17 protein-coding genes are annotated in these 16,999 nt (G+C 72.0%); 14 read left to right on the top strand and 3 right to left on the bottom strand.

Annotated features, from left to right (window positions below; translation table 11 throughout):
- The first annotated feature begins 62 nt into the window (after window positions 1–62).
- Genes DEI97_RS11915 through ccsB form a run of 5 tightly spaced genes read left to right on the top strand, consistent with a single transcriptional unit; the run spans window position 63 to window position 4,858 of the window.
- Window positions 63–719, top strand: coding sequence for a histidine phosphatase family protein (locus tag DEI97_RS11915; protein ID WP_111074373.1), 657 nt, complete (start codon window positions 63–65; stop codon window positions 717–719).
- Window positions 716–1,357 carry a TlpA family protein disulfide reductase gene (locus tag DEI97_RS11910; protein WP_111074372.1) on the top strand — a complete coding sequence of 214 codons (642 nt, stop codon included), beginning with the start codon at window positions 716–718 and terminating at the stop codon, window positions 1,355–1,357. The genes DEI97_RS11915 and DEI97_RS11910 overlap by 4 nt, the downstream gene beginning before the upstream one ends.
- A gap of 3 nt (window positions 1,358–1,360) precedes the next feature.
- A complete protein-coding gene (locus DEI97_RS11905) occupies window positions 1,361–2,107 on the top strand; it encodes a cytochrome c biogenesis CcdA family protein (protein ID WP_111074371.1) in 747 nt (248 codons plus the stop codon).
- Window positions 2,091–3,845, top strand: coding sequence for a cytochrome c biogenesis protein ResB (gene resB / locus DEI97_RS11900; RefSeq protein WP_111074370.1), 1,755 nt, complete (start codon window positions 2,091–2,093; stop codon window positions 3,843–3,845). Before DEI97_RS11905 ends, resB begins: the two co-directional genes overlap by 17 nt.
- The gene (ccsB, locus tag DEI97_RS11895; protein ID WP_502866651.1) at window positions 3,842–4,858 is read left to right on the top strand and encodes a c-type cytochrome biogenesis protein CcsB; all 1,017 of its coding nucleotides are present in this window, start codon (window positions 3,842–3,844) and stop codon (window positions 4,856–4,858) included. The genes resB and ccsB overlap by 4 nt, the downstream gene beginning before the upstream one ends.
- Before the next feature lie 81 nt (window positions 4,859–4,939).
- Here the strand turns inward: ccsB and DEI97_RS11890 are convergent, their stop codons facing one another.
- Complete coding sequence (locus DEI97_RS11890; protein WP_258376663.1) at window positions 4,940–5,980, bottom strand: o-succinylbenzoate synthase; 1,041 nt, start codon at window positions 5,978–5,980, stop codon at window positions 4,940–4,942.
- A gap of 149 nt (window positions 5,981–6,129) precedes the next feature.
- Here DEI97_RS11890 and DEI97_RS11885 point away from each other — a divergent pair, with 149 nt between their 5' ends.
- From DEI97_RS11885 to DEI97_RS11870, 4 genes are all read left to right on the top strand, one after another.
- A complete protein-coding gene (locus tag DEI97_RS11885; RefSeq protein WP_111074368.1) occupies window positions 6,130–6,507 on the top strand; it encodes a hypothetical protein in 378 nt (125 codons plus the stop codon).
- A 75-nt stretch (window positions 6,508–6,582) separates the two neighbouring features.
- Window positions 6,583–7,512: a 1,4-dihydroxy-2-naphthoyl-CoA synthase gene (locus tag DEI97_RS11880; RefSeq protein WP_111074367.1), complete on the top strand. Its 930-nt coding sequence runs from the start codon at window positions 6,583–6,585 to the stop codon at window positions 7,510–7,512.
- A complete protein-coding gene (locus DEI97_RS11875; protein WP_111074366.1) occupies window positions 7,512–8,648 on the top strand; it encodes an AMP-binding protein in 1,137 nt (378 codons plus the stop codon). Before DEI97_RS11880 ends, DEI97_RS11875 begins: the two co-directional genes overlap by 1 nt.
- A gap of 28 nt (window positions 8,649–8,676) precedes the next feature.
- Window positions 8,677–9,681 carry a 1,4-dihydroxy-2-naphthoate polyprenyltransferase gene (locus DEI97_RS11870; protein WP_111074365.1) on the top strand — a complete coding sequence of 335 codons (1,005 nt, stop codon included), beginning with the start codon at window positions 8,677–8,679 and terminating at the stop codon, window positions 9,679–9,681.
- 41 nt (window positions 9,682–9,722) lie between these two features.
- On the opposite strand, the gene DEI97_RS11865 is transcribed toward DEI97_RS11870, so the two are convergent.
- Window positions 9,723–10,046 (bottom strand): DUF4229 domain-containing protein, encoded by a 324-nt coding sequence (locus DEI97_RS11865; protein WP_111074364.1) that lies wholly within the window; start codon window positions 10,044–10,046, stop codon window positions 9,723–9,725.
- A gap of 82 nt (window positions 10,047–10,128) precedes the next feature.
- On the opposite strand from DEI97_RS11865, the gene DEI97_RS11860 reads away from it, so the two are divergent.
- Together DEI97_RS11860 and menD are read left to right on the top strand one after the other, a co-directional pair.
- A complete protein-coding gene (locus DEI97_RS11860; protein ID WP_111074363.1) occupies window positions 10,129–10,497 on the top strand; it encodes a PLDc N-terminal domain-containing protein in 369 nt (122 codons plus the stop codon).
- Complete coding sequence (menD, locus tag DEI97_RS11855) at window positions 10,412–12,262, top strand: 2-succinyl-5-enolpyruvyl-6-hydroxy-3-cyclohexene-1-carboxylic-acid synthase (protein ID WP_111074362.1); 1,851 nt, start codon at window positions 10,412–10,414, stop codon at window positions 12,260–12,262. The genes DEI97_RS11860 and menD overlap by 86 nt, the downstream gene beginning before the upstream one ends.
- A 48-nt stretch (window positions 12,263–12,310) precedes the next feature.
- Here menD and DEI97_RS11850 read toward each other — a convergent pair whose 3' ends face one another.
- On the bottom strand, window positions 12,311–13,570 hold the full coding sequence (locus DEI97_RS11850; RefSeq protein ID WP_111074361.1) for an isochorismate synthase: 1,260 nt from the start codon (window positions 13,568–13,570) through the stop codon (window positions 12,311–12,313).
- Window positions 13,571–13,661: 91 nt separating this feature from the next.
- On the opposite strand from DEI97_RS11850, the gene DEI97_RS11845 reads away from it, so the two are divergent.
- The 3 genes from DEI97_RS11845 to DEI97_RS11835 all read left to right on the top strand — a co-directional run bounded on the left by DEI97_RS11845 (window position 13,662) and on the right by DEI97_RS11835 (window position 16,995).
- Window positions 13,662–14,450 carry a demethylmenaquinone methyltransferase gene (locus DEI97_RS11845; protein WP_111074360.1) on the top strand — a complete coding sequence of 263 codons (789 nt, stop codon included), beginning with the start codon at window positions 13,662–13,664 and terminating at the stop codon, window positions 14,448–14,450.
- A gap of 66 nt (window positions 14,451–14,516) precedes the next feature.
- A complete protein-coding gene (locus tag DEI97_RS11840) occupies window positions 14,517–15,593 on the top strand; it encodes a polyprenyl synthetase family protein (protein ID WP_111074359.1) in 1,077 nt (358 codons plus the stop codon).
- A 25-nt stretch (window positions 15,594–15,618) separates the two neighbouring features.
- On the top strand, window positions 15,619–16,995 hold the full coding sequence (locus DEI97_RS11835) for an FAD-dependent oxidoreductase (RefSeq protein WP_111074358.1): 1,377 nt from the start codon (window positions 15,619–15,621) through the stop codon (window positions 16,993–16,995).
- Window positions 16,996–16,999 lie beyond the last annotated feature (4 nt).

Here is a 16,999-nt window from a genome sequence, read left to right as displayed (position 1 = left end):
TGTGCAGCCGTGGATCTGCTGAGCGGCGGGTGGGCGAGCAGGACCGACCTACACTGGAACCCATGCCCGCGAACACGATCCACCTCGTGCGGCACGGCGAGGTCCACAACCCCGACCGTGTCCTCTACGGGCGGCTCCCGGGCTTCGGTCTGAGCGAGCTCGGCACTCGGATGGCCGCCACCTCCGCCGCCGCCTGGAAGGACGCCGGGGTCGACGTCCGCGCGATCGTCGCCTCGCCGCTCCAGCGCACGCAGGAGTCCGCTGCTCCCTGGTCGGCCGCCTACGGTCTCGACGTCCGGCTCGACGAACGCCTCATCGAGCCGACGAACCGGTACGAAGGACAGCCTCCCGGGTTCACCAAGCGCTCCGTCCGACGCCCGACCGAATGGCCGTGGATCGCGAACCCCTGGCGACCGAGCTGGGGCGAGGCGTACGAGTCGATCGCGAACCGCATGCTCGCCGCGGTCGCCACCGCCTGGGAGAGCGTCGACGGCGGGGACGTCGTCCTCGTCAGCCACCAACTCCCCATCTGGATGGTGCACCGTCGCCTGGCGGGGGAGCCGCTCTGGCACGACCCGCGCAAGCGCCGGTGCGACCTGTCCAGCATCACGAGCCTCCAGCGGGTACCCGACACCGCCGCCGGTCGTTTCACCGAGGTCGGGTACGCAGACCCGGCGGCCGACCTCCGCGGGTCAGCCGTCGACGAAGGAGCAGTGTGACCAGCACGACCCGAACGAACCGCACTCACGCCACGCGCCGCCGGACCGCCGGGGCCGCCGCGATCGCCTTGGCCGCCGCGATCGCGCTGGTCGGGTGCAGCTCCGCCAACGACGGCCTCGCCGCGCAGTACGGCAAGGGCAACACCCAGAACTACATCTCCGGCACCGGTGCGGTGACCGAGGTCGCGGTCGACAAGCGGACCGACCCGATCGACTTCACCGCGAAGTCCATGGACGGCGACGAGCTGTCCGCGAAGGCCATGCGTGGCGACGTCGTGGTCATCAACTTCTGGTACGCCGGCTGCCCGCCCTGCCGCGCCGAAGCCGGGTACCTCAACACGGTCCAGGACGAGTTCGCCGACGACGACGTGCACTTCATCGGCGTCAACGTCCGCGACGAGGCCGGCACCGCGAAGGCGTTCGAGCGGAAGTTCGGCGTCGACTACCCGACCGTGCTCGATGCCCGCAGCGGCACCATGCAGCTCGCGCTCTCCGGCGACATCGCCCCGAACGCCGTGCCGACGACGATCGTCCTCGACAAGAAGGGCCGGGTCGCCGCCCGCGTGCTCGGCGCCGTCGACGGTCCGAGCATCCTGAAGACCCTGGTGGACGACGAGCTCACCGGCAAGGCGTCCTGACCCGTGTCCAGCGGGAACCCCTTCGCCGACGCGATCTTCAGCGGGCAGCTCCTCATCGGCCTGCCGGTGGCGGCGCTCGCCGGACTGGTGTCCTTCCTGTCGCCGTGCGTCCTGCCGCTCGTGCCGGGCTACCTCGGCTACGTCAGCGGCATCGCGGACGGCAGCCGGCACTCCCGCGGCCGGGTGCTGCTCGGCGTGCTGCTCTTCGTCCTCGGCTTCACGGTCGTCTTCGTCCTCGGGTCCGCGGCCGCCGGTGCCGTGGGCTTCTGGCTGGTGCGCTGGCGTGACCTCATCGTCCAGCTCATGGGCATCGTGGTGATCGCGATGGGCCTGGTGTTCATCGGGCGGTTCACGTTCCTGCAGCGGACGGTCAAGACGAACTTCACGCCGCGCACCGGCCTGCTCGGCGCCCCGCTGCTCGGCATCGTGTTCGCCCTCGGGTGGACCCCCTGCATCGGCCCGACCCTGGCGGCCATCAACCTCATCAGCTTCCAGTCCGGCAGCGCCTGGCAGGGCGTCGTGCTCGGCATCGCGTACTGCATCGGGCTCGGCGTGCCGTTCCTGCTGGTCGCCCTCGGCGCCGGCTGGGCCTCGGGCGCGATCGGTGTCGTCAAGCGGCACATGCGCACCGTCAACATCATCGGAGGAGCGATCCTGATCGTCATCGGTCTGCTCATGGTCACCGGCATCTGGTCGGCCGTCATGTCGAGCGTCGGGGCGGTGATCCAGAGCTATGTCCCCGCGGTCTGACTCCGACCAGGACGACGTGACGGACGCCGGCACCACCGGCACCGACAGCGCGTCCGACCCACAGCGCCCGTCCGACCACGTCGACGGCACGCCCGTCGCCGCGACCACCGCCGACGGCATCGCGCAGCCGAAGCTCGGGCTGGTCGGCTACCTCCGGTTCGCCTGGCGGCAGCTGACGAGCATGCGCACGGCGCTCTTCCTGCTGCTGCTCCTCGCCCTCGCGGCGATCCCGGGCTCGCTCGTCCCGCAGACGCAGGCGGACCCGAACGGCGTCACGCAGTACAAGAACAGCCACCCGCAGCTGACCCCGGTGCTCGAGAAGCTGCAGGTCTTCGACACCTACACCTCGGTGTGGTTCTCCGCGATCTACCTGCTCCTCTTCATCTCGCTCATCGGCTGCATCGTGCCGCGTACCCGGCACCACTGGCAGGCGCTCCGCACCCGGCCGCCGAAGACCCCCGCGCGGCTCGGCCGCCTGGCCGGCTTCCGGTCGGTGACGATCAGCGCGGCAACGATTGGCGGCCAGACGGTCGGCAGCACGACGGGCGCGGCCACGAGCCTCCCGTCCGTCGACCACGCGGTGACGACGGCCATGGCCCAGCTGAAGAAGTCGGGCTACCGCGTCGAACGCTTCGGCGACTCCGTCAGCGCCGAACGCGGCTACCTGCGGGAGACCGGCAACCTGGTCTTCCACTCGGCGCTCGTCGGCGTGCTGCTGGCGGTCGGTCTGGGCGGTGGGTTCAGCTACACCGGACAGCGGCTGCTGGTCGAGGGGCAGTCGTTCACCAACGTCATCGGCGCGTACGACTCGTTCAACCCCGGACGCTGGTTCTCGCCGAAGGACCTCACGCCCTACAACCTGACGCTCGACAAGTTCACGACGAAGTACGAGGAGCGCAACCTCGACGCGCTGGGGCAGGCGACCGACTACTCGGCCACCGTCTCCGCACGTCTGAAGGACGGCACCGCGAAGACCAGTCGTCTCGGCGTGAACGAGCCGCTGTCGATCGGGGGGACGAACGTCTACCTGCTCGGCAACGGCTACGCGATGCATGTCACCGTGCGCGACGGCAAGGGCAACGTGGCGTTCCAGGACGTCGTGCCGTTCCTGCCGGACGACGCGAACTACACCTCCACCGGCGTCATCAAGGTGCCGGACGCGTCACCCGACCAGCTCGGCCTGATCGGGTTCTTCTACCCGACCGCGGTGCAGCAGACCAGCGGCACGAACGCCGGTGCGTTCACCTCGAACTACCCGGACACCAAGAACCCGATGCTGTCGCTGCAGGTGTACACCGGCAACCTCGGCCTCGACGACGGCGTGCCGCAGAGCGTCTACCAGCTGTCGACGAAGGGCCTGCAGCAGATCGCGGGCCGACAGTCGGACACCCCGAGCATCGCGATGAAGCCCGGCCAGACGAAGCAGCTGCCGGACGGCGCTGGCTCGATCACGTTCGACGGGGTCAAGCGGTACGTGTCCCTCGACGTGCACCACGACCCGTCGCAGCTCTGGGTCGCCTTCTTCGCGATCCTGTCGGTCCTGGGCCTGCTCACCTCGCTGTTCGTCCCGCGCCGCCGCGTGTGGGTGAAGGCGGTGCGGAAGCCCGGTGCCGAGGACGGTGAGTTCGACCTCGAGTACGCCGGGCTCGCACGCGGCGAGGACCCCAACCTCGAACGCGCGGTGGCGGACATCGCCCAGAAGCACATGTCGGACCTCGGAGTTAGGATCAGCAAGTGAACACGACGACCCTTGCGACCTACTCGGTCGTGCTGACGTACTCCGCGATGGCGGTCTACGTCATCGCGTTCATCTCCTTCGCGCTCGACATGGCGAAGCGCGCCGGCGACGTCGGACTCGAGACCACCCGCGGCGGTTCGGCCTCGGACCGTGACGACGCCAGCGTCGCCACGGTCGCGACCGTCCAGGGCGGCACCGTCGTCCTCGAACGCGTGCAGCAGAAGCGCACGGGCGACGACGTCAGCGGCGGCCGGGGCCAGCGCGGCTCGAAGTTCGAACGCGTCGGCATGGCCATGACGATCCTGGCACTCGTCGTCCACATCGGCGCGATCGTGCTCCGCGGCATCGCGGCCGACCGTGTGCCGTGGGGCAACATGTTCGAGTTCTCGCTGACCGGCACCGGCCTGATCATCGCCGTATTCCTGCTCGTGCAGTTCTGGCAGGACCTGAAGTTCCTCGGGGTGTTCATCACCGGCCTGGTGATCATCCTGCTGGGCATCGCCACGGTGAACTACTACGTGCCGGTCCGCCCGCTGGTGCCCGCGCTCGAGTCCTACTGGCTCGTCATCCACGTCTTCGTGGCCATCGCCGGCACCGGGTTCTTCGCCCTCGGCGCCGGGCTCGCGGTCTCGCAGCTGGTCCAGACCTACCGCCAGGGCCGTCCGGTCTCGCGCCGACTGCGCTTCATGGAGACGCTGCCCGACGCCGACCGGCTCGAGGTGCTCAGCTACCGGGTGATCCTGGTCGGCTTCGTCCTCTGGACCTTCACGCTGATCGCCGGCGCGATCTGGGCCGAGCGGGCCTGGGGTCGCTACTGGGGCTGGGACACGAAGGAGGTCTGGACCTTCATCATCTGGACCCTCTACGCCGGCTACATCCACGCGCGGGCGACCCGCGGGTGGCGCGGCGCCCGGTCCTCGTGGCTGGCCCTCATCGGCTTCGCGGCCGTGATGTTCAACTTCTCGGTCGTCAACGTCTTCTTCAAGGGGCTGCACAGCTACTCCGGTCTGTGACCCCCCGGACGCGACCACGGAACGGACGGGAGGCCCGACACCAGCTGGTGTCGGGCCTCCCGTCCGTCGTGTGGTGCGGCCCTACGGCCGGGTCGGCCGGGTCGGCCGAGCCGGCCGCGCTGCGAGTAACGCGTGCACCCGACCGAGCCGCGCCAGCCACCACGCGGTGCGCTCGGGGGACGCCGCCCACCGGTCGAGGAGGTCCGGGTCCGGCTCGACCCGCCGCACCGCGATCCGGCCGCCGACGGGCAGCAGCGGGTCGGCGGTGACGTCGCCGGTGAACATGGCCGCGGTCCCGAGGCCCGCCGCGTACCCGGGAGCCATCGCCCGCGACGCCAGGAACGCCCCCATGCCGAGCCCGATCGAGGTGTCGATCGCGCTGGAGACCACGCAGGGCAGCCCGGCCTCGGCGATGACGGCCTGCGCGGCGGTGACCCCGCCGAGGGGCTGTGCCTTGACGACGAGCACGTCTGCGGCCCCCGCGCGCGCGACGGCGAGCGGGTCGGAGGCCTTCCGGACGCTCTCGTCGGCAGCGATCCGGACGCCGAGCCCGGCGATCCGGGTGCGCAGCGCGGCGAGGTCCGCCACCGACGCGACCGGCTGCTCGGCGTACTGCAGCCGGAAGGGTGCCAGGCGTTCCAGGGCGGCGGTGGCGTGCTCGAGGTCCCACAACCCGTTCCCGTCGACGCGGACCTCGGCTTCGTCACCCATCGCCCGACGGACCGCGGCGACCCGGGCGACGTCGTCCTCGATGTCGGTGCCGGGTTCGGCGACCTTCACCTTCGCGGTGGTGCAGCCGGGGTAGCGGCGGAGCAGGTCGGCGACGTCCTCGGCGGCGATCGCGGGGACCGTGGCGTTGACGGGGACGCTGTCCGCGCCCGGCTCGTGTCGGGTCCAGCCGAAGTCGATCGCGGCACGGAGCCAGGCGGTGGCCTCGCCGTCGTCGTACTCCACGAAGGGGGAGAACTCGGTCCACCCCTCGGGGCCGCGGAGCACGAGCGCCTCGCGCACGGTGATGCCGCGGAACCGGACCCGCATCGGCAGGGCGACGACCCGGGCGGTCGCGAGCAGGTCGGGCAGATCGGGGACGACGGCGGGAGCGGTCGGGTTCACGGCGGGCACCCCGTCATCTTCGCAGGAGCGCCCAGCCGGCCTCCCGGACTCTCCGAGGGGACCGCCAGGGCAGCGCACTAGCATCGCTGCGGTCGACCACCGGTCGGCCGTGCCGGTGCCGATCAGGGCAGCCGGTCGGGGACGGACGAGGAGGCTCGGTGGCGACGGACGAGTTCGCGCGGCTGATGCGTCAGGGCACCGTCGACGTCACCCGGCAGCCCGCAGCTCGGCGTCGGAAGAACCCGATCACCGGCAAGATCGCCCTCGGCCTCGCGGTGGTCGCCGCCGCGGTCGACGCCAGCGCCTTCGCGGTGTTCGTGGGCGGCGACACGACCTTCGCGTTCGGCATCTGCTTCGTCGTGGTGTTCCTGACCCTGGTCGCCGCGGTCCTGGGCTTCATCGCCGCGGTCGGTTCGTTCGGCCGCTGGTACGGGGTCGTCGGCGTGGTCGTGGCGTTCTTCGCCAACCCGGTGATCCTCATCGTCCTGCTCGTCATCGTCGCTCCGGAGATGCTCTCCGGCATGGGCGCCAGCTAGCTCGGCGCCAGCTAGCCCGGCGCCAGCCAGCCAGCCCGGCGGCAGGTCCAGCCGGCCCGGCGGTAGGTTCGGAGCATGCCCTCTGCCGTCTCCGACCTGTTCGACCCCGACGTCTGGACCACCGCTCCGATCGCGGACCGGTTCACCGACATCACGTACCACAAGCACGTCTCCGGCGGTATGGTGCGCGTCGCCTTCGACCGCCCGGAGGTCCGCAACGCGTTCCGCCCGCGGACCGTCGACGAGCTGTACCGCGCGCTCGACGACGCCCGCCAGGACCCGCGCGTCGGGGTCGTGCTGCTGACCGGCAACGGCCCGAGCCCGAAGGACGGCGGCTGGGCGTTCTGCTCCGGCGGCGACCAGCGGATCCGGGGCCGGAGCGGCTACCAGTACGTCGGCGACGAGGGTGCTCCGCCCGAGGGCGTCGACCCCGCCGCCGCGCAGGCCTCGATGGGCCGGCTGCACATCCTCGAGGTCCAGCGACTCATCCGGATGATGCCGAAGGTCGTCATCGCGGTCGTCCCGGGCTGGGCGGCCGGTGGCGGGCACTCGCTGCACGCGATCTGCGACCTCACGATCGCCAGCGCCGAGCACGGGAAGTTCAAGCAGACGGACGCCGACGTCGGCTCGTTCGACGGCGGCTACGGCAGCGCCTACTACGCCAAGCAGATCGGCCAGAAGCTCGCGCGCGAGGTCTTCTTCCTGGCCGAGGAGTACTCCGCGCAGCGCGCGTACGAGATGGGCGCCGTCAACAGGGTCGTGCCGCACGAGGACCTGGAACGCGAGGCGATCCGCTGGGGCGAGACGATCCTCGGCAAGTCGCCGACGGCGATCCGGATGCTGAAGTACGCCTTCAACGCCGTTGACGACGGCATGGTCGGCCAGCAGGTCTTCGCGGGTGAGGCCACGCGCCTCGCGTACGGCACGGACGAGGCCGTCGAGGGTCGCGACTCGTTCCTCGAGAAGCGCTCGCCCGACTGGACCGCGTTCCCCTGGCACTACTGATGACCCGTCCGCTCGTCGCGGTGAGCGCCGCCGACCCGTCCGCCGTGCTGCGCGGACTGGAGGCGGCACTCGCCGGCGGCCCTGCACTGCTCCCCGTCGCGACAGGGGCTCCGGCGCTGCCGACACCGCCTCCGGCCGACGTCCCGCAGCGGGTCGCGCTCGTCGTCGAGACGAGCGGCTCCACCGGCACCGGCAAGCGGGTGGCACTGTCCTCGGAGGCGCTGCTCGCGGGGGCGGCCGCTGCGGACGCGGCGCTCGGCGGACCGGGTGGCTGGGTCCTCGCCCTGCCGACGCACTACATCGCCGGGCTCAACGTCCTGACGCGGTCGATCACGGCGGGGACGACACCCGTCTTGCTGCCGACCGGACACTTCGATGCGGCGGCGTTCGCGGACGCAGCCGACCGGCTCGTCGTCGGACCCGCCGCCCCCCGCCGCTACACGTCGCTCGTGCCGGTGCAGCTCGCCCGGGTCCTCGACGACCCGCGTGCGACGGCGGCCCTCGGTCGGTTCGACGCCGTCCTGGTGGGCGGTCAGGCGACCCCGGTGGCCCTCCGTGAGCGGGCCCGAGCCGCGGGCATCCGCATCGTGACCACCTACGGCGCCAGCGAGACGAGCGGCGGCTGTGTGTACGACGGCGAGCCGCTCGGCACCGTCCGCGCCGCACTCGTCGACGGCGAACTGCAGCTGGCCGGGCCGATGCTCGCCGAGGGCTACCTCGACGACCCGGCCCGGACGGCGGCGACCTTCACGGAGCGGGACGGGCACCGCTGGTACCGGACCGGGGACGCCGCGACGATCGTCGACGGGCGGATCCGGGTGACCGGACGGCTCGACGACGTCGTCATCTCCGGCGGCGAGAAGGTCCCGCTCGGCGCGGTCGAACGCATCGTCCGCGAACTGCCCGGACAGGACGGCGCCGTCGTCACCCGCCGGGCGTCGGGGGAGTGGGGCGAGGTACCGGTCGTCGTCACCGAGCAGCCCGTCGACCTCCAGGTCGTCCGCGCCCGGGTGGGGGACGCCCTCGGACGTGCCGCCCGTCCGGCCGAGGTGCTCGTCGTGGACCGGATGCCGATGCTGGCGACCGGCAAGCCCGACCGGCGTGCGGTGCGGGCGCTGGCCGATCGCGAGGGGTGAGCCCAGCCTCCCGGCCGCGCCGGTACGCTTGGCGGTCGTGGCACGAGCGAAGAACACGACACGTCCGAAGGGCCGGTCCGGCAACCCGGCGAAGGCCGCTGCCCCGCGGCGCACCGCCCGGCGGGCGACCGCATGCGACTGGATCGGCGGGGCGCGTCTGCGCACCCTGACCCTCGGCGTCGTGCCCGTCGTGCTCGGCACCGCCGTGGCCTACGTCGACAGCAAGGCGACCGGTGACTTCGGGGCGTTCCTGGGTGCCGACGCGCACCTGGCGATCGCGCTGCTCGCCCTGGCCGTCGCGCTGTTCCTGCAGATCGGTGTGAACTACAGCAACGACTACTCCGACGGGGTCCGCGGCACGGACGAGTTCCGCGTCGGCCCGGCCCGACTGACCGGGGCCGGCCTGGCGAAGCCCCGCACGGTGCTCACCGTCGCGCTGACGTTCTTCGGCCTCGCCGCCGTCGCCGGCATCGTCATCGTGGTGCTCACCCAGCTGTGGTGGCTGCTGCTCGTCGGTGCCGCGGCGATCGTCGCCGCCTGGTTCTACACCGGCGGCAAGAAGCCCTACGGCTACAACGCCCTGGGCGAGGTCTTCGTCTTCGTGTTCTTCGGCCTGGTCGCGGTGCTCGGCACCCAGTACGTGCTCATCGGACAGGCGACCCTCAGCGGGTGGGCCGCCGCCGTCGCCGCGGGCCTGTTCGCCTGCGCGGTGCTCATGGTGAACAACATCCGCGACATCGGCGAGGACACCGCCGCCGGCAAGCGCACGCTCGCCGTCGTGGTCGGCGACACGGTGGCACGGGTGCTGTTCGCGCTCTTCCTGCTGCTGCCCTACGTCGTGCTGATCTGGTTCGTGCTGCTGTACTTCCGGTCCGGCTTCACGTACTTCTCGCTGCTGCTCGCGCTGCCGGCGCTGCTGATCGGCGTGACCTCCCGGAAGCCGCGCGAACTCATCACGGCGCTGCAGCTGTCGTCGTTCTCGGCGTTGGCGTACGGCGTGGTGCTCGGCATCACGCTCGCCGTCCAGCCGTAGCGGTCAGGCGTCGTCCGCGACGTCAGGCCTCGTCGTCGACGTCAGGCGTCGTCGGGGCGCTTCCGGAGCGTGACGTCGGGGTCGGCGGAGGCGCCCGCGTCGGTGGCGGTGTGCTCGTCGGCGGTGTCGACGAAGTCGTCCTCGAAGTCGCTGTCCGCATCGCGCTCCGGTCGGGCACGGCGCTCGGCGATGCTGGTGGTCACGGCACTGCGGAGACCCGGCAGCGCGATGTACGACACGAGCAGCCCGATCAACGCGCCACCGATCGCCGCCCAGTACCAGGGCAGGCCGATCACCAGCAGCACGACGAGTGCCACGACGAAGATGCCGAGCCGAGCCAGGGTGTAGACGAGCCACGCTTTCACCCTGCAAGTGTACGGACGCCGGTCTCCACGGTGGCCGGACGAAGGCCAGGGCGGTCACAGCCGGCCGGCCTAGGCTTCGAGGATGGTCAGGTTGTGGCTCGTCATCGTCGTCGCCGCCGTGGCGTTCACGGTGTTCGCCCTGATCGACTGCGCCACCATGCCGCGCACCCGGGTCCGGTCGCTGCGCAAGGGCATCTGGGTCCTGCTGGTCGTCGTCCTGCCCGTCCTCGGCGGTGTGCTGTGGTTCCTGCTCGGCCGGACCCCCGCCGTCCCGCGCGGGAACGGTGGCGGTGGTGCCGGGTACCGTGGTCCCGAAGACGATCCCGACTTCCTCGGTGGCACGACGCCTCCCGGGCGCAAGAGCGATGACAAGGACCAGGACGACGCTACCCTCCGATCCCTCGAAGACCAGTTCCACGACGGCGACGACGACGGCCGCCCCGATCGGTGACGGCACTGCCGGTGACGGCACTGCCGGTGACCGCGCTGCCGGTTCCGGCAGCCCCGCGACCGACTTCGCCCTCGTCTTCCTGCAGGAACTCGCCCGCGCCGGCGTGACCGACGTCGTGGTCAGCCCGGGTTCCCGGTCCCAGGCCCTGGCCCTCGCCGCGGTCGCCCTCGAGCGCGCGGGCGGCATCACCGTGCACGTGCGGCTCGACGAGCGCACCGCCGGCTTCTTCGCCCTGGGCCTGGCGATCGAGTCCGGGCGTCCCGCCGCGGTGGTCACGACCTCGGGGACCGCGGTCGTCAACCTGCACCCCGCCGTGCTCGAGGCGCACCACTCCGGCGTGCCGATGATCGTCGTGTCCGCCGACCGTCCGGCCGAACTGCGAGGCATCGGCAGCAACCAGACCACCGTCCAGCCCGGCGTCTTCGGTGCTGCCGTCTCCTTCGTCCGCGACGTCCAGGCGCCGAGCGCACACGGTGTCGACGACGACGCCCGCGCCACCGTCCGGTCCGTGGTGCGCGAAGCCGTCGCCGCCGCTGCCGGGCACGCCGGGCAGCCCGGTCCGGTCCAGCTCGACCTGGCGTTCCGTGAGCCGCTCTCCGCCGGGCTCGACCGGGTCGAGGGTGTCCCCGACGACCAGGTGGACCTGGCGTACGCAACCCGTCGGCCGACCGCGGCGCTGCCGGTCGCCGAGCTGGCTCCGGACGACGAACCCGCCACCGTGGTCATCGCGGGTCACGACGCCGGCGCCGACGCCGAACGGATCGCCTGGGAACTCGGTGCGCCGCTCCTGGCCGAGGTGTCGAGCGGGGCCCGCTTCGGCCGCAACCTCGCCGCCGCCTACCGCGAACTCCTCCGCGACGAGGACTTCGGCGGCCGGGTCCGGCGCGCGGTCGTCCTCGGCCACCCGACGCTCAGCCGCGAGGTCCCGGCGCTCCTGCAGCGCGCGGACGTCGAGACGGTCGTGGTCCGTGGGGCCGGAGCCGACGTCTTCGACCCGGCCCGTGCCTCCCGGCCGGACGCCGCGACGCAGGTCGTCTCGGACGTCCGCGTCACCGGGCGCACCGGACCGGCACACCGTGCATGGGTGGGCCGCTGGGTCGCCGCGAGCCGCTCGCTGCTCGGCGAGGGCGACGCCGGGCCGGACCTCGACGCCAAGCGGTCCGCCGACCGCGCCGAGCGGAACCGGTTCCTCAAGGACGAGGTCGCGCTGCGCCGCCGTCCGGTCGACCGCGCCATGCTCGCCGAGGCGGTGTGGGGCGTCACCTGGCCGCACGACCGCCTGGTGTTCGGGGCATCGCAGATCATCCGCGTCGCCGACATGACCGTCGCGGGCAAGAAGATCCGCGTGCACGCCAACCGGGGTCTGGCGGGCATCGACGGAACGATCTCCACGGCGCTCGGCATCGCGACCGCGCTCGAGGCCGGGTCCGGAGCCGTCGGCACCACGCGTGTCGTGGTCGGGGACCTCACGTTCCTGCACGACCTCGGCGGGCTCGTCACCGGGACGGAAGAGGCACGACCGCGTCTGCAGGTCGTCGTCGGCAACGACGGCGGCGGCGCGATCTTCCGCGGGCTCGAGGTGGCGGCGACCACCGCACCCGAGGACATGCGGCGGATGATGACGACCCCGCAGCACGTCGACGTCGAACGGGTCGTCACCGGCCTCGGGTGGGAGTACCGCCGGGCCGAGACGTGGGGCGACCTGGAACGTGTCCTCACCGACCCGGCCGAGCGTGTCGTCATCGAGGTGCCGCTGGCCGACTGACCCGCCAGTGCAGCCGGGCCAGCGCTGCCCGGTCAGGGCGGCGCCTCCTCAGGCCAGCGCGTCGACGACCGGTCGGAACTTCAGGCGCGTCTCCGCGACCTCCCGTTCCGGCTCGGACCCGGCCACGATCCCGGCACCGGCCCACGCGCGGACCGTGCCGTCCTCGTCGATCTGCGCGCTCCGCAGCGCGAGCATCCACTCGCCGTCACCGGAGGCCCCCAACCAGCCGACGGGACCGGCGTACCGGCCGCGGTCCACCCCCTCCAACTCGGCGACGAGGCGCACGGCGACGTCGGTCGGGGTGCCGGCGACGGCGGCGGTCGGGTGCAGGGCGTCGGCGACGTCGAGCGCGGTGACGCCGGCGGGCAGGACGGCCTCGACGTCACTGGCCAGGTGCCAGACGTTCGGCAGCTGCAGCCGGAACGGCTCGGGGTCGACCCGCAGGTCCGCGGCGATCGGCTGCAGCGACGCGACCAGACTCGAGATCGCGAAGGCGTGCTCCTCCAGGTCCTTCGTGCTCGCGGCCAGGGTCTCGGCGGCGACGCGGTCGCTCTCGGCGTCCGTCCCCCGTGCGGCACTGCCGGCGAGGACCCGTGCGGTGAGGGTGCGGCCCTCGGTGCGGGCGAGTGTCTCCGGGGTCGCGCCGACGAGTCCGTCGACGGCGAAGGTCACGCACGTCGGGTAGGCGGCGGCCAGGTCGAGCAACACGGCACGGCGGTCGGCGTCGGGCGGCAGGGTGCCGACCAGGTCGCGGGCCAGGACGACCTTCTGTGCCCGGCCCGCGCGGATGGCGGTCACCGCGGCGGCGACCGAGGCGGCGTAGGCGTCCTCGTCGACCGCGCCGGGGCGCAGTGCGACGGAGACATGGGGGCCGACGCGGGGGACCGGCACCGAGGTGCTCGTGAAGGGCAGGGGCTCGGGGGCGTCGGTGGTGTCGATCGCGGTGATCCACGCCCGACCCCGCCGACGTCCGACCACGACACGCGGCACGATGAGGACACTCGTGGCGGCGGAGTCGTCGGCGAACGCGAAGGTGCCGAATGCCACCAGACCACTGCCGCGGAGCCGCACCGGGTCGTCGACGACGGCGGCGGCGACGACCTGTCGCCAGAGTGCGGAGGCATCGCGCATCCGGCTCGGACCGGAGAACTCGAAGCGCAGGGCCTCGCCGATCCCGACGATCCCGTCCCCGCCCCGCACGAAGGCCATCGGGTGCGCGGCGAGCGTGTGGCGGAGGACGGCGCCCGGGTCGTCGAGGATCCGGGTCGAGACCGTGAGCGGCTGGACCGCTGTGGTGGGACGGGTCACGGACCGATGCTACGCGTCAGGGCGCGCCCGGGGTGCGCGGCTCCTGCACGGCTGCCGGGAAGCGTCCGGTCGCGGCCTCTAGGATGACTGGGTGAGCAGAGCGGACATGCAGAAGCGGCCGGACGAAGTGGCGGCCATGTTCGACGACGTCGCAGCGAAGTACGACCTGACCAACGACATCCTGTCGGCGGGCAACGCACCGCTGTGGCGCGTCGCGACGGTGAAGGCCGTCGACCCCCAGCCGGGCGAGCGCGTGCTCGACCTGGCTGCCGGCACCGGGACCAGTTCCGCTGCCCTGGCGAAGAAGGGTGCCGAGGTCACCGCCCTCGACCTGTCGTCGGGCATGATCGCGGTCGGTCGTGAGCGCCACCCCGAGATCACCTTCGTCGAGGGGGACGCCGAACACCTGCCCTTCGCGGACGAGTCGTTCGACGCGGTCACGATCTCGTTCGGGCTGCGCAACGTCAACGACCCGATGCAGGCCCTGACCGAGATGCTCCGGGTGCTCAAGCCCGGCGGCCGTCTCGTGATCTGCGAGTTCTCCACCCCGCCGTTCGCCGCGCTGCGCTTCGGCTACACCACGTACCTCAAGCGGGTCCTGCCCGGCATCGCGAAGCTGTCCAGCAGCAACCCGGCCGCCTACCGCTACCTGGCCGAGTCGATCGAGGCATGGCCGGACCAGCAGGTCCTCAGCCAGTGGCTCCGCGGCGTCGGCTTCACGATGGTCGCGCACCGCAACCTGACCGCCGGCATCGTCGCCCTGCACCGTGGCCGCAAGCCGGTCGAGGGCAGCGTGCGCGAGTCCGCCGCCCGCCGTGCCAAGGCGCGTCGCGAGCACCAGCCCACGGGCGAGCAGCCCCGCGTGGAGCCCGAGGCCTAGGCCAGCGGGCCAGGTCCCCACCGCCACCCCGCGAGTCCACCGCCACCCGCGAGTACGGAGCAGCAGTTGAACCCGAGTGTCCCGGTCGCCCGACGTGCACCGAGTCTCCGAGCGTCCCTCGGCATCGGCGAGCGGCTGTTCGCCACCCCGGCGGACCGTCGTTTCATCGCCGCGGTCGACGACGGGCTCGAGCACGTCGAGCAGGGGCTCGAGGACGCCATGCGTTCCGCCGACACCCTGGCCGACACCACCAGCCGCTACCTGTTGTCGGCGGGTGGCAAGCGGATCCGTCCGACCCTGACCCTGCTCATCGCACAGCTCGGTGACGGCGTGACCGACCACGTGGTCAAGGCAGCCGTCAGCGTCGAGATGACCCACCTGGCGTCGCTGTACCACGACGACGTGATGGACGAGGCCCCGGTGCGCCGCGGTGTCCCGGCCGCGCACGTCACCTACGGCAACAACATCGCGATCCTCACCGGGGACCTGCTCTTCGCCCGCGCGTCGCTGATCACCGCGGACCTGGGCCCCGAGGGCATCCGGATGCAGGCCGAGACCTTCCAGCGCCTGTGCATGGGGCAGCTCCACGAGACCACCGGCCCGCAGCCCGAGGACGACCCGGTCGAGCACTACCTCCAGGTGCTCAGCGACAAGACCGGTTCCCTCATCGCGACCGCTGCCCGCGCCGGCGTCATGTTCTCCGGCGCCGACCGCTCCCTGCTCGAGGCCGTCGGCACGTTCGGCGAGAAGGTCGGCGTCGCCTTCCAGCTCGTCGACGACGTGATCGACCTCGCTCCGGCGAAGGACAAGACCGGCAAGATCGCCGGCAACGACCTCCGCGCCGGCGTCGACACGCTGCCCCTGCTGCAGCTCCGTCGTCGTGCCGCCTCGGACCCGGACGCTGCGGCCCTGGTCACCCGCATCGAGCGGGACGTCCGTGACGCCCCGGACGACGCCGTCCACTCGGACGCGTACCAGAGCGCCGTCGCCGAGCTCCGCGACCACGAGGCGACCCGGGCCACCCGTGCCCTCGCCGCGAGCTGGGCCGACGAAGCGGTCACCGCCCTGGCCCCCCTGCCGGACGGCACCGTGAAACGAGCCCTCACCCGGTTCGCGGAGACCGTCGTCGACCGCAGCCGCTGACCTGAACGAAACTGGAGACCGAACAGTGCCCACCCTCCGACTCGCCATCGTCGGCGCCGGTCCGGCCGGCATCTACGCCGCGGACATCCTCCTGCGGGAGGCGCGCGGCTTCGACGTCTCGATCGACCTGTTCGAGCAGCTCCCGGCCCCCTACGGCCTGGTGCGCTACGGCGTCGCGCCCGACCACCCCCGCATCAAGGGCATCATCAACGCCCTCCGCGACGTCCTGGACCGCGGCGACATCCGGATCTTCGGCAACGTCCGCTTCGGCGAGGACATCACCCTCGAGGACCTGAAGCGGCACTACAACGCCGTCGTCTTCTCGACCGGTGCGATCAAGGACGCGGACCTCGACATCCCCGGCATCGACCTCGACGGCTCGTACGGTGCCGCCGACTTCGTCAGCTGGTTCGACGGGCACCCGGACGTCCCGCGCACCTGGCCGCTGACCGCCGAGAGCGTCGCCGTGATCGGCAACGGCAACGTGGCACTCGACGTGTCGCGGATCCTCGCGAAGCACGCCGACGACCTGCTGCCGACCGAGATCCCGGCGAACGTCTACGAGGGACTCAAGGCCTCGCCCGTCACCGACGTGCACGTCTTCGGTCGCCGCGGTCCGGCGCAGGTGAAGTTCACCCCGCTGGAACTCCGCGAACTCGGGGAACTGCGCGACGTCGACATGGTCGTGTACGACGAGGACTTCGACCACGACGAGGCCTCGAAGCTCGCGATCGCCACCAACAAGCAGGTCACCGTCATCGACCGTGTGCTGCAGCAGTGGCGCACGCGCGAGGTCGGCGCGGCCAGCCGTCGTCTGCACCTGCACTTCTACGCCAAGCCGCTCGAACTGCTCGGCGACGACGACGGCGCGCTCCGCGCCATCCGCTACGAGCGCACCCGTCCGGACGGCCAGGGTGGTGTCGAGGGCACCGGTGAGATCCGCGAGGTCCCGATCCAGGCCCTCTACCGCGCGGTCGGCTACGTCGGCTCACCCCTGCCCGGGGTGCCGTTCGACGAGCGCTACGGCGTCATCCCGAACCACGAGGGCCAGGTGCTCGACACCGACGGCAACCGGATCCCCGGCGTGTACGCCACGGGATGGATCAAGCGCGGCCCGGTCGGCCTGATCGGACACACCAAGTCCGACGCGATGGAGACCGTGCAGCACGTGGTCACCGACCAGGGCACCTGGTGGAGCCCGGAGGACCCGTCCGAAGCGGCGATCCCGGCACTGCTCCGCGAGCGCGGCGTCGACTTCACGGACCTCGACGGCTGGCACGCCCTCGACCAGCACGAGATGGCCCTCGGCGAGCCGCAGGGTCGGGCCCGGGTCAAGGTCGTGCCGCGCGACGAGATGATCGACGTCTCGCTGCGCCGTTCGCACGCCGACTCGCAGTCCTGACCCG

The sequence above is a fragment of the Curtobacterium sp. MCLR17_032 genome, assembly GCF_003234795.2.
In the GTDB taxonomy this organism is placed as follows: domain Bacteria; phylum Actinomycetota; class Actinomycetes; order Actinomycetales; family Microbacteriaceae; genus Curtobacterium.
This window is presented reverse-complemented; position numbering and strand designations above follow the sequence as displayed.